This is a genomic window from Marinomonas pontica, from assembly GCF_036322735.1.
Lineage (GTDB): Bacteria > Pseudomonadota > Gammaproteobacteria > Pseudomonadales > Marinomonadaceae > Marinomonas > Marinomonas pontica.
This window is the reverse complement of sequence record NZ_AP027271.1, coordinates 457,807-470,000: the sequence shown is the minus strand read 5'-3', so window position 1 is coordinate 470,000 and position 12,194 is coordinate 457,807. Positions and strand designations below refer to the sequence as shown.

The 12,194-nt window shown below is 46.7% G+C and carries 9 protein-coding genes and 1 rRNA gene (1 of these 10 running past the window's edge); 4 read left to right on the top strand and 6 right to left on the bottom strand.

Translation table 11 applies throughout. The annotated features are described in order from the left end of the window. From AABA11_RS02245 to guaB, 4 genes are all read right to left on the bottom strand, one after another. Positions 1-103: ribosomal RNA gene (locus AABA11_RS02245) — 16S ribosomal RNA — on the bottom strand; it reaches 1,437 nt to the left of the window's first position. Positions 104-535: 432 nt separating this feature from the next. After that, positions 536-1,255, bottom strand: a complete 720-nt coding sequence (gene sfsA / locus AABA11_RS02240; protein WP_338265033.1) for a DNA/RNA nuclease SfsA — start codon at positions 1,253-1,255, stop codon at positions 536-538. A gap of 96 nt (positions 1,256-1,351) precedes the next feature. Then, a complete protein-coding gene (gene guaA / locus AABA11_RS02235) occupies positions 1,352-2,929 on the bottom strand; it encodes a glutamine-hydrolyzing GMP synthase (protein WP_338265030.1) in 1,578 nt (525 codons plus the stop codon). Positions 2,930-3,060: 131 nt separating this feature from the next. Next, positions 3,061-4,527, bottom strand: a complete 1,467-nt coding sequence (guaB, locus tag AABA11_RS02230; protein WP_338265028.1) for an IMP dehydrogenase — start codon at positions 4,525-4,527, stop codon at positions 3,061-3,063. A 93-nt stretch (positions 4,528-4,620) separates the two neighbouring features. Here guaB and xseA point away from each other — a divergent pair, with 93 nt between their 5' ends. Then, a complete protein-coding gene (gene xseA / locus AABA11_RS02225) occupies positions 4,621-5,973 on the top strand; it encodes an exodeoxyribonuclease VII large subunit (RefSeq protein WP_338265026.1) in 1,353 nt (450 codons plus the stop codon). Between the two features lie 13 nt (positions 5,974-5,986). On the opposite strand, the gene AABA11_RS02220 is transcribed toward xseA, so the two are convergent. Together AABA11_RS02220 and AABA11_RS02215 are read right to left on the bottom strand one after the other, a co-directional pair. Then, on the bottom strand, positions 5,987-7,357 hold the full coding sequence (locus AABA11_RS02220) for a sigma-54-dependent transcriptional regulator (protein WP_338265024.1): 1,371 nt from the start codon (positions 7,355-7,357) through the stop codon (positions 5,987-5,989). Further along, positions 7,354-9,258, bottom strand: coding sequence for a sensor histidine kinase (locus AABA11_RS02215; RefSeq protein WP_338265022.1), 1,905 nt, complete (start codon positions 9,256-9,258; stop codon positions 7,354-7,356). Before AABA11_RS02215 ends, AABA11_RS02220 begins: the two co-directional genes overlap by 4 nt. Before the next feature lie 339 nt (positions 9,259-9,597). On the opposite strand from AABA11_RS02215, the gene AABA11_RS02210 reads away from it, so the two are divergent. The 3 genes from AABA11_RS02210 to AABA11_RS02200 are packed head-to-tail and all read left to right on the top strand — an operon-like array spanning position 9,598 to position 12,184. Beyond that, positions 9,598-11,037, top strand: coding sequence for a cytochrome ubiquinol oxidase subunit I (locus AABA11_RS02210; RefSeq protein WP_338265020.1), 1,440 nt, complete (start codon positions 9,598-9,600; stop codon positions 11,035-11,037). Then, the gene (cydB, locus tag AABA11_RS02205; RefSeq protein ID WP_338265017.1) at positions 11,034-12,047 is read left to right on the top strand and encodes a cytochrome d ubiquinol oxidase subunit II; all 1,014 of its coding nucleotides are present in this window, start codon (positions 11,034-11,036) and stop codon (positions 12,045-12,047) included. Before AABA11_RS02210 ends, cydB begins: the two co-directional genes overlap by 4 nt. After that, positions 12,047-12,184 (top strand): hypothetical protein, encoded by a 138-nt coding sequence (locus AABA11_RS02200; protein ID WP_338265016.1) that lies wholly within the window; start codon positions 12,047-12,049, stop codon positions 12,182-12,184. The genes cydB and AABA11_RS02200 overlap by 1 nt, the downstream gene beginning before the upstream one ends. Positions 12,185-12,194 lie beyond the last annotated feature (10 nt).

Genomic DNA, 12,194 nt, shown 5'->3' with positions numbered 1-12,194 from the left:
CGCCGCTCGTCAGCAGGAGCAAGCTCCCCTGTTACCGCTCGACTTGCATGTGTTAAGCCTGCCGCCAGCGTTCAATCTGAGCCATGATCAAACTCTTCAGTTAAAAAGTTTGCTTACTCAAAATCTATTACACTAACAATAACTTAATCATTTCATCGTCCCGAAGAACAACAAAACAACATAAAGCGAATTGACGTGTTAGACGTTTCGCAAGACTTCAATTTTTTTGATCGCTCACCCACTAACAAGTTAGCCAATGTCGATCTTCTGAAGCCTCTAGCGAGCGCCCACACAAATTATCTGATTATCTATTTTAAAGAGCGTTGCCGTTACACTTAAGCCACTTCGTTTCTCTGTGAGAGTGAAGCCCTGTCCGTGTCAGCGAGGGCGTATATTAAGGATCTACAGATTTTGTGCAACCCTTTTCGACACTTTCTTTCGATTTATTTTAAATAAAAGCAAATTCGTTCATAAAACCGTCAAAAACCATTATTTTTGGTTATAAAGCAACCAAACAAAGAGAGTTTACGCATTATCAATCCATCAATTCGGGCATATTCACAGAAACAGAACGCACTACTTTCATTCTCTGAGTGTCGATAGCCACTTGATAAGCCATTACCTCAACACCTTTTGCGACAACTTCTATAAAAGCTTGAGCATACTTTTTATCGATATGAGCAGCCGGTGTAACCGAATCAATCCCTGTATGACTAACACAAAAAAACATGACGGCACGATGCCCTTCTTCGACCATCTTCGCAAGCTCATATAAATGCTTACGTCCACGATCTGTTACCGCATCAGGAAAGTATCCTAATCCGTCTTCCTCTAATAAGGTGACGTTTTTGACTTCCACATAGCACTTGCGGCCATCACCGCCAGTGAGTAACCAATCAATGCGACTTTTCTCGCCATACTTCACTTCGGCTTTTTGTTTGGAATAGCCTAAAAGCTCTTTTACTACGCCATTGGCAATTGCTTCGCCTACTAATTTGTTTGGATAACCTGTATTGATACAGGCTAGATATTTCTCATCGACTTCCACCAGCTCCCATGTATAGGCAAGTTTACGCTTTGGATTGCCACTTTTAGACAACCAGACACGAGCATCATCTTGTTGGCAGCGTTTCATCGATCCGGTATTGGGACAATGAGCAACCACTACTTCACCATTGGGCAATTCAATATCCGATAAAAAGCGCTTATAGCGCTTAATCAATTTCCCCTCTATTAAGGGCGTTGGAAATTCCACAACAAAGCTCCAAAATGTTTCGAGATACAATACAAACAAAAACGGCTCTCTTTACTATAAAGAGAGCCGTTTCGTTAGACCATTAACACAGAAGGATTATTCCCACTCAATGGTAGCAGGTGGCTTAGACGATACATCGTAAGTCACGCGAGAGATGTGTTCGATTTCGTTGATAATGCGACCAGAAACCGTTTCTAGCAATTCGTAAGGAAGGTGAGCCCAACGAGCCGTCATGAAGTCGATGGTTTCAACGGCACGAAGCGCAACCACGTATTCGTAACGACGGCCATCACCTACTACGCCAACCGATTTAACAGGCAAGAAGACAGCGAAAGCTTGGCTTGTTTTATCATACCAACCTGAACGACGTAGCTCTTCGATGAAAATAGCATCGGCACGACGAAGAATGTCGGCGTATTCTTTTTTCACTTCACCCAAGATACGTACACCAAGGCCTGGCCCTGGAAACGGATGACGGTAAACCATATCGTAAGGAAGACCTAGTTCAAGACCTAGCTTACGCACTTCGTCTTTAAACAATTCGCGAAGCGGTTCAACCAACTCCATTTTCATATCGTCAGGCAAGCCACCCACATTGTGGTGAGATTTGATAACATGCGCCTTACCTGTTTTAGACGCAGCAGACTCAATAACGTCAGGGTAAATCGTGCCCTGAGCAAGGAAATCAATGCCATCTAATTTAGAAGACTCTTCATCGAAGATCTCGATAAAAGTATTACCAATGATCTTACGTTTTTTCTCAGGATCGTTTTCGCCAGCAAGCTTACCAAGGAACAAATCCTCTGCATCCACACGGATGACTTTTACACCCATGTTATCAGCGAACATTTTCATTACTTGATCGCCTTCATTCAAACGAAGCAAACCGTTGTCGACGAACACACAAGTCAATTGATCGCCAATCGCTTTATGAAGCAAGGCGGCAACCACAGAAGAATCGACACCACCAGACAACGCCAAAAGCACTTTCTTATCACCAACTTGCTCTTGCATACGCTCGATCGCATCTTGCGCAATATTCGCAGGTGTCCACAAAGTGTCACAACCACAAATATCGACGATAAAACGAGATAAAATACGGCCACCTTGTAATGTATGCGTTACTTCTGGGTGAAACTGTACACCGTAGAATTTCTTCGCTTCGTTCGCCATTGCCGCGATTGGGCAGCTGTCAGTTGACGCCATCAAAGTAAAGTCTTCAGGCATAGCGATCACTTTATCGCCGTGACTCATCCAAACATCAAGCAAAGCAACGCCATTGTTCGCGATATGATCTTGAATGCCATCAAACAACGCTGGGCCTTCGTGCTTACGGATTTGCGCATAGCCAAATTCACGGATTTCAGAACCTTGAACTTTACCGCCCAACTGCTCTGCCATAGTTTGCATGCCGTAACAAATACCAAATACCGGCACGCCCAATGTAAATACTGCTTCTGGGGCACGTGGAGAACCTGGCTCTGGAACAGATTCAGGACCACCAGCAAGGATGATACCTTTTGGATCGAAGTCGATAACTTCTTGGTCTTCCATATCAAAAGCACGAACTTCACAGTAAACACCGATTTCACGAACGCGACGCGCAATCAGCTGAGTGTACTGAGAACCGAAATCAAGAATAAGAATTTTATGAGCGTGGATATCTTGCGACATTATTAGCCATTCCTTTCACTCTGCTTTAAAAGAGCCACTCTTTTTGCAGAAGTAATCAATAAAATAGTAAGAGCAATAAATAAAGATGGGGCGTGTTGTACGCCCCATCTCAGTGTTAAATTATCGGGCGATTAGCCGACATGATAATTTGGCGCTTCTTTCGTAATCGTCACATCATGAACATGACTTTCACGCATACCAGCACCCGTAATCTGAGAGAACTGAGTCTTAGTACGCATTGTTTCAATATCAGCTGAACCAGTGTAGCCCATAGAAGAACGAACCCCCCCCATCAACTGATGAATCACAGCTGCCATTGGCCCCTTAGAAGGAACACGACCTTCGATACCTTCTGGAACCAATTTTTCAACACTGCTTGAATCTTGGAAATAACGATCGCTTGAACCCTGAGATTGAGACATCGCACCCAGCGAGCCCATTCCACGGTAAGCCTTAAATGAGCGCCCTTGGAAAAGAACCACTTCACCCGGTGCTTCATCAGTACCAGCCAACAAACCTCCTACCATGATAACGCTCGCGCCTGCTGCGATAGCCTTAGCAATATCGCCAGAAAAACGAACACCGCCATCAGCAATAACAGGAATGCCACGTGGGTTCATCGCTTCAGCCACATTCGCCACCGCACTGATTTGTGGAACACCCACACCAGCCACGATACGAGTAGTACAAATAGAACCTGGACCGATACCCACTTTCACGCCATCTGCGCCCGCGTCAGCAAGAGCAATTGCCGCTTCCGCTGTCGCAATGTTACCGCCAATAACCTGAATGTGAGGGAAATTTTCTTTTACCCAACGAACGCGATCAATAACGCCTTTAGAATGACCATGCGCCGTATCAACAACAATGATATCAACGCCCGCGTCAGACAACGCTTTCACTCGATCGCCAGTATCCGCACCAGTACCAACCGCAGCACCAACACGTAAACGACCTTGATCGTCTTTACACGCATTCGGGTAAGTCGTGGCTTTATTAAAATCGGTTACTGTAACCATGCCACGCAATTCAAATTGCTCATTCACAATCAGCACTTTTTCAATGCGATTTTCATGAAGCAATTTACGGATAGAACCAGATGAAGCCCCTTCAAGCGCCGTAACAAGACGATCTTTTGGAGTCATGATGTCAGAGACTTTTTTATCGTAGTCTTTAACAAAGCGAACATCACGGCTAGTCACAATACCAACCAAATCGGAACCTTGAACAACAGGTACACTTGAAATGCTATTCGCTGCCGTCAGATCCATAAGCTCTTGAACGCTGGCTTCAGGATTGATAGTAACAAGATCGCGAACGATGCCGCTTTCGAATTTTTTCACACGACGAACTTCACGAGCTTGCTCTTCAATGGTCAAGTTTTTGTGCACAATGCCAATGCCACCTTCTTGAGCCAGAGCAATCGCCATGCGATGTTCTGTAACGGTATCCATCGCAGAAGACGTCAGTGGAATATTTAACTCGATGTCTTTAGTGATTTTCGTTTTGAGGCTAACATCCTTAGGAAGAACTTCGGAATAGCCGGGGATAAGCAATACGTCATCAAACGTTAAAGCTTCTTGCACGATTCGTAACATAATGGGGAGTTTCCAATGCCAACAAGGGTGTTAAGATGGCAAGTAATTCTACTCCTTTAGTTGCTTTCGGTAAATCAAAACCACGAGAGATTGATGAAAAATTTTACAACGTCGGCGTCACAAGAAACCGCTTTTACCGTATCGCAGCTAAATAGACAGATACAACAACTACTTGAAGCCAGTTTACCGTGGATTCTTGTAGAAGGAGAAATCTCCAATCTCGCCAAGCCCGGCTCCGGCCATTGGTACTTTTCCCTTAAAGACGACAAAGCGCAAATACGCTGCGCCATGTTCAAAGGCAAAAATGCCGCTGTGCGATTCAAACCGAAAGATGGCGACATGGTTCGTCTGCGTGCTCGCGTCACTTTCTATGGTCCTAGAGGCGATTGCCAGCTCAGTGTCGAAAGCATGGAGTCGGCAGGTGAAGGCGCATTACAACAGGCCTTTGAACGCTTAAAAAACAATTTACAGGCCGAAGGCCTATTCGCACCTGAACACAAAAAACCATTACCCACAAAACCTGAGCGTGTTGCCATCATCACCTCACCTGTCGGCGCTGCCGTTCGCGACATGATCATCGCTTTTCGCAGGCGTTTCCCATTGACCGAACTCACCATTCTGCCTTCTTTAGTGCAAGGCCAAGATGCCTCTAAAAACATCTTACGGCAATTGCAACGCGCCGATGGCAGCGGACACTTTGATGCCATTATTCTCGGTCGTGGTGGTGGTTCTTTGGAAGATTTATGGAGCTTCAACGACGAAACCTTGGCACGCGCAATATTTGCCGCCCAAACGCCGATTGTCTCGGCTGTCGGCCATGAAACCGATTTTACCATTGCCGACTTTGTCGCCGATGTTCGCGCCGCCACACCCACCGCGGCCGCAGAGCTTTTAAGCCCTGACCGCAATCAATTAATTCGACAAATCGAACAGCAAGAAAAGCAGCTAGTTCGACGCATGTCGCGTATCCTTGAACAATGCCAGCAACAGCTCGACTTCACAACCAAGCGTATTCGCCATCCGAAAGAGCGAATCGAACAACAACAAAATCAACTCGACCAACTCAAGCACCGCTTGCGACAAAGCATGCAACGCAAGGTATCAGAGCAACGAAGCCAAGCTGCCAACCTCGCTCATCGACTCGAAAGAAACAGCCCGACTCGCCGTATCGACCAAGACAGACAAAAGCTCAAAGACATCGACGCTCGACTTGCTCGCGCATTAAGCAACACTCTAACTAACAAACAAACCGCCTTTGCCCGCATCGTCGACAAGCTCAATCTCGTCAGCCCACTCAACACCCTAGCCAGAGGCTACGCCATTGCCTCGAGAGACAAACAGGTTATTCGCTCTGTAAATGACGTTGAAAAAGGCGACGCGATAAAAATCAGAGTTCAGGATGGTGAAATCGCTTGTGAAGTAGTAGAAAGCAAAGCCTCTTCGTAAGTAAGCAATTAAATTACACACCATACCTTTCTATCTTTTTAATCAGTCCCTGCCGCGAAATCCCAAGTTGTTTGGCGGCTTGGGTGCGGTTGCCTTGGTGTTTCTCCAAAGCCTGTGTAATCAGGCGGATTTCGAGGTCTCGAACCTGTTCATCTAGCGAAATGTCATTAAGCGATAAATGGCTGGTCAGTGGCATGACGAAAACAGGCGCACTGCTTGGATAAAGTAACTGAATGTCGTCTAAGGTGATGCGCCCTTCTGGGCAAATAGACGCGACGCTTTCTAAGGCGTTTTTCAATTCCCGAACATTACCCGGCCAGGTTTGATCTCGAAACCACTGCACGGCTTCAGGACTAAGCTGGAGCGGCTTAGCTTGCTGACTTTGCAAACGCTGTAGAAATGACTGTAGCAATACAGGAACATCTTCTAGCCGCTCCGCAAGCGCTTGGGTTTCAATATTGACGCCTTTTATTCGATAAAATAAATCTTCCCGGAACTCGCCTTCACGCACTTTTTCTAACAGGTCAGCATTCGTCGCAGAAATGACTCGAATATCAATGTGTTTCTGCTCTCGCCCGCCAACTGGGAAGAAGGTACCTTCTTGCAGCACTCGTAGTAATTTCACTTGCATCGCCAACGGCATTTCACCGATTTCATCCAAGAACAAGGTACCGCCATCAGCCAAACTTAATAGGCCAACTTTGTCTTTTTCCGCTCCCGTAAACGCGCCTTTGACATAACCGAACAGCTCGCTTTCCAGCAATTCCGCTGGAATCGCACCACAATGTACAGAAACAAAGGGCTTGAAAGAGCGATGGCTCAAGTCATGTAAGGTGCGGGAAATCACTTCTTTGCCCGTACCTGATGGCCCAGTCACTAAGACGCGTACGTCCGTCGGTGCGATTCGTTCCACCAGCGCCCTGACCTTTTGCGAGCTAATCGAATGACCAATATACGCTGATGCGCCTTGGGAAGAATGACTGACTTGCTTGAGCTCGGTCAGCTCTCGTTCCAACGTGGTTTTGGTAATCGCTCGACGCACCACAACTGCCAACATATCTGGATCAATCGGCTTGGCAATAAAGTCCCATGCGCCAAGTTCAATGGCTTTAAGCGCCAAATCCCGATCTGCGTGACCAGTTATAATGATTACTGGGCGGCCAGAAAAGTCACCCAGAGCCTCCAGGGTAACTTGCGGATCAAAATGCGGCGGCATCGACAAATCCAGCAACACCAAATCTGCATCAAACGATTCCAAAGCACTTCGCGCTTCGTCCAAGCTGGCCGCTGTTTTCACATGATAATCTTGGTTTGCCAACCAGCGGCTGGCCAACTCACGGAACGCCGGTTCATCGTCTACTAAAAGGATTTTATTTTGTGTCATTCGTGGCGTATCCCATCGTTGGTAAAATGAATGGATTGAGGAAAAATGAGTTCAAACGTGACAGGCCAACCTGCATCGTCTCGGTGTCGGATGCGACCACCATGGGCATCCACAATGCGCCGAACAATTGCCAAGCCCAACCCACTGCCGCCCGCTCGCTTAGTAACAAAGGGCTGAAATAACGCCTCACCTTGCAGACTTGGGTCGATGGCAGGTCCATTATTATGCACTTGAATCACTGTCTGCTGATCTTGCACTTTGGCTTCAATACATAACTTGCCCTCTGGCATATTGCGTAAAAACGACACGGCATTATCGATCAGGTTAATAAATACTTGCTGTAACCGTTGCGGGTCAGCGGCTAGCTCCATCGTCTGTTCAATCTCAAGTTCAACCACGACCCCATCTAACTGAGCTTGCGTCACAATACTCGATACCAATGCGCACAAGGGCGTTTTTGCGATCTGCAAATTCAACCCACCAGAATACACCAACATATCGCTGACCAAACGATCCGCGCGTTTTAGCTGAGTCTGAATGTGTTGGCGCGTTTCGACTGGTGCATCATAAGCGGCCATAGAAATAATATTGAGAGGGTTACGCAATTCATGGGCCATCGCCGCAGACAAACTACCCAGCTCAACCAGATGCTGTTCGTCCATGCGCTTTCGCTCCGCCGCCGCCAAAGCCAACGAGCGCTCAAGCAAGCCGCAGCTGGTCGAAAATAGCGACGCAAACACTTCCGCCGTCAAACGCATGCCGGGGCTGGCATCGTCCCAGCCAATCAAAACAAAGTGCCAATCCGTCTCTAATCGAGAGACTCGTATCGCCAGAGCGTCATTCTGTTCTTGAACAGGTAAATCCGCATGCTTCAGCTGTATCGCCACGCTGCGTCGTATCTGCAAAGAAAGTAAACGCTCACCAATCGCAATAAGCTGCGGCCAGTCTTGCGCGTCTTTTAATTGCGTTGACCAAGTATCCAATACCGCTTCATTCAATGAGGCTCCAGGATAAATCAGCCGAGAGATTAAGCGACTCAACGGCTGATAAATCAGCGCGGCCACCACTAAGATCAGCAAGGAATACAACCAAAGCTGCCAGCTAGGCACATTGGCCAATGCCTGCAAACCAATACGCCCAGACACCACACTGATCACCGCGATCACACAGAGAATCACCAGCATCATGGCAACCCAAAGTAAGGCCCGATTGGCGAACGCATTCACCGATAAAATCTGATAGCGCACCACCGCATAAACCAGCAACAGCAAATAGGTGGGCAACAGCAACATAGGATAAGGAAACCAGCTAATGCCGAAAGAAGGAAACACAAAACTGGTTGCCAACAACAAGCCCCAAGCCCCCACACCAAACATGGCGAGAATAGAGCGTTTCTTATTACCAGAATGTCGATACCAGCCAAACAACAGCACGCCATGAGCCAAGATGCCGATCAATACCGTATAGGCGAGATTCCATGTCCCCGCCTCGGTAAAGATAAAAAATGAACGCGTGTCTAGCGTACTGATCGCATCGCCAGCTTCCATCCACCAGCTTTGCAACACCACGGTAAAACTGGTCAGATAAAACCACGGCACAGCCTGACATAAGCGATCAAGCATGGGTTCTTTGGCTGTGCCAGAATTCACAAAACGAATCGCAAAATGTAAGAAAAAAGTCGGCATTAATGGGTTCGCGAGAATAATGTAAACCCCCACACGTTCGTAGCCTTGAAACAACACCACATGACCAAAACACCAAATAGCCATCATGATGGCAAAGCCTGCTAATGCCTGCAGGTCGCCTTGCTTTCGCGCTCGCCATAGCAGCCATGCCGCCACCAAAACGCCACACACACTAGAGACCAACATGGCCACTTCAAACATTAAGGAAAGCGTCAAAACCGTAAACCTCGTTTACACCTATAAGTGAAAAAATCGTAAACCTTTTTTACATCGCAAGCAAAGAAATTAAAATATTCTTTAAAATCAATAACATAAACTTCGATAATAGTTGGCCTGCCCTTTGCTATGACTAAGACAACCTTTGATTTACATCAAGCATTTACCAACTAACAGGACTAACACCATGAACACTGGCTTTTTAATGACCGAAATCATTGCGCTTTTTAGCATTGTAGGATTGGCAATACTGCCTTTGGCGGTACAACAAATACGCACGCTAAGCGTTAAAAACAACATTTAACTACCTAACGCTTATTTATTGCTAAGGGAGCCATTATGGACCTCGACGTCGCCATTTTATCTCGCATACAGTTCGCCTTTACGGTGAGCTTCCACATTATTTTCCCCAGTATCACCATTGGTTTGGCGACGCTGATTGCCATTTGGGAAGGGCTGTGGCTAAAAACACACAATCCTTATTACCTCCAACTGGCCAAATTCTGGATCAAACCTTTTGCCATTACCTTCGGTATGGGGGTGGTGTCTGGCATCGTTTTGTCCTATGAATTTGGTACTAATTTTTCCAAATTTTCTGAAATTACTGGCGCCATTCTTGGACCTCTGATGGCATACGAAGTACTGACAGCCTTCTTTATGGAAGCGGGCTTTCTTGGCGTCATGCTATTTGGTTGGCAGCGCGTCGGCCGCAAGTTGCATTTCTTCGCCACGATGACCGTTATGATAGGTACCTGGATTTCGGCGTTTTGGATCATTGTAGCGAACTCTTGGATGCAAACTCCCGCAGGTTACAAGATCGTCAATGGTAAATTTGAAGTCTCAAGCTGGATGGAAGTCATCTTCAATCCATCTATGCCCTATCGCCTTACTCACATGCTGGTTGCATCGTTAATCACCGCGACATTTGTCGTGGCTGGCATCAGCGCATACTACCTATTGAAAAAGAAAAACATTCCTTTTGCGAAAAAAGGCCTGTCTATGTGCATGTGGTTTGCCTTGGTGTTAACGCCACTGCAAGCATGGATCGGCGATATGCACGGTTTGAATGTACACGAACATCAACCAACCAAGCTCGCTGCGATGGAAGGCATTTGGCCAGCACAAGAAGAAAACGTACCGCTGTTACTGTTCGCTATGCCAAACATGGAAACCGAATCAAACGACTATCAAGTCGGTATTCCAAACCTAGGTAGCTTGATCCTAACTCACTCTTGGGATGGCGCGGTACAAGGTTTGAAAGCCGTACCACCAGAAGACAGACCCAATGTGCCATTAGTGTTTTGGTCTTTCCGTGTCATGGTGGGTATTGGCTTTGGCATGATCGGCATTGCGGCCTTAGCTTTGTTGTTGCGTCGTAAAAACCGTTTGTACGAAAACAAAGTTTTCTTATCCATCGTCACGCTATTTACGCCTATGGGTGTCATTGCGGTATTAGCAGGTTGGTATGTGGTGGAAATCGGTCGTCAGCCTTGGATTGTCTACAACCTAGTTAGAACATCTGAGATTGTATCGCCACTGCCAGCTGAACGCGTGCTGTTCACCTTGACCATGTTTGTCATCATTTACAGTCTGCTCATTGGTGTTTACCTCTACTTCATGCGCAAGTTGATTAAGAAAGGGCCTCCATCTATGGAAGCATTAGAGCAGCAACTGATCGGTATGAAAGCACCGGGTTATGCATTGGCTTGGGTAAAATCACTAACAACGAAAGAACAGCAAGCAAACGATCAAACTTCACAAGCACAAGGAAATAAATGATGGATTTGGCTTTTTTCTACTTCCTTGTCTTAGGCTTTGCCATCTTCATGTACGTGTTACTCGATGGCTTCGATTTAGGCATTGGCATTCTTTACCCTTGGTTTAACCAAGAAGGCGAGCGCGACCATTTAATGCGCTCTATTTCACACGTTTGGGATGGCAACGAAACTTGGTTAGTGTTTGGTGGTGTGGTGTTATTTGCGGCGTTTCCCGCCGCTTATGCTGGCATTACTTCAACCTTTTATTTGCCTATCATGTTGATGCTGTTTGCGCTGATCTTTCGTGGTGTGGCGTTCGAGTATCGATTTAAGTCCGAGACGTCTCGTCCTTACTGGGATCTTGCGTTTAGTGCGGGATCAGCCATCGCGGCATTTTGCCAAGGTATGTTGTTAGGATCGATTGTTCAAGGCGTGCCAGTCGGTGTCGACAGTTTATCCAGCTTGCACTGGCTAACGCCGTTTTCTATTTTGACTGGCTTTGCTGTGATGGCGGGCTATGCGCTTTTGGCCGCTTGTTATCTGTTTATGAAAAGCCGCGGACGCATTCAAGACCACGCGGCAAAGTTAGGTAAAAGGCTGCTACTGATCACTATTTTCGCCATGATCATCGTAAGCGTGTGGACAGTGGCGAGCCAAGTAGACATTCGTCAGCGTTGGTTCTCAGGCTTCAATTTCTTATGGCTATCGCCTTTACCTATCATCACTTTAGTGGTCGCGGTATTGGCTTGGAAAGATTTAAACAGCCATTCCGCTGGCATCATTCATCATGAAAGCCGACCATTTTGGTATGCTGCAACGCTCTTCTTATTGGGCTTTGCGGGTCTTGTCGTTGGCTTGTTTCCTTACTTAATACCAAGACAACTCACCTTTATGGAAGCCGCCTCCCCAGACAGCAGTTTATTGTTTTTGCTGCCGGGCATTTGCATCTTCGTTCCGCTCATCTGCGCCTATACCGTATGGGGCTATCGCGTTTTTGCTGGCAAGGTGGAAGATTATCAGGAGGGCTACTAATGTCTCTAAAAAGCCTGAAAGAAAAAGCCGCCAAACTCAAGTCGTGGCAATGGTTTTTGCTCTTATACGGCGTCGGTTTTGTTGCAGTATTAACCGCGTCTTACGGGATTAAGCTGCTGATGACTGGGTTGCCTTAAAAAGGTGTAG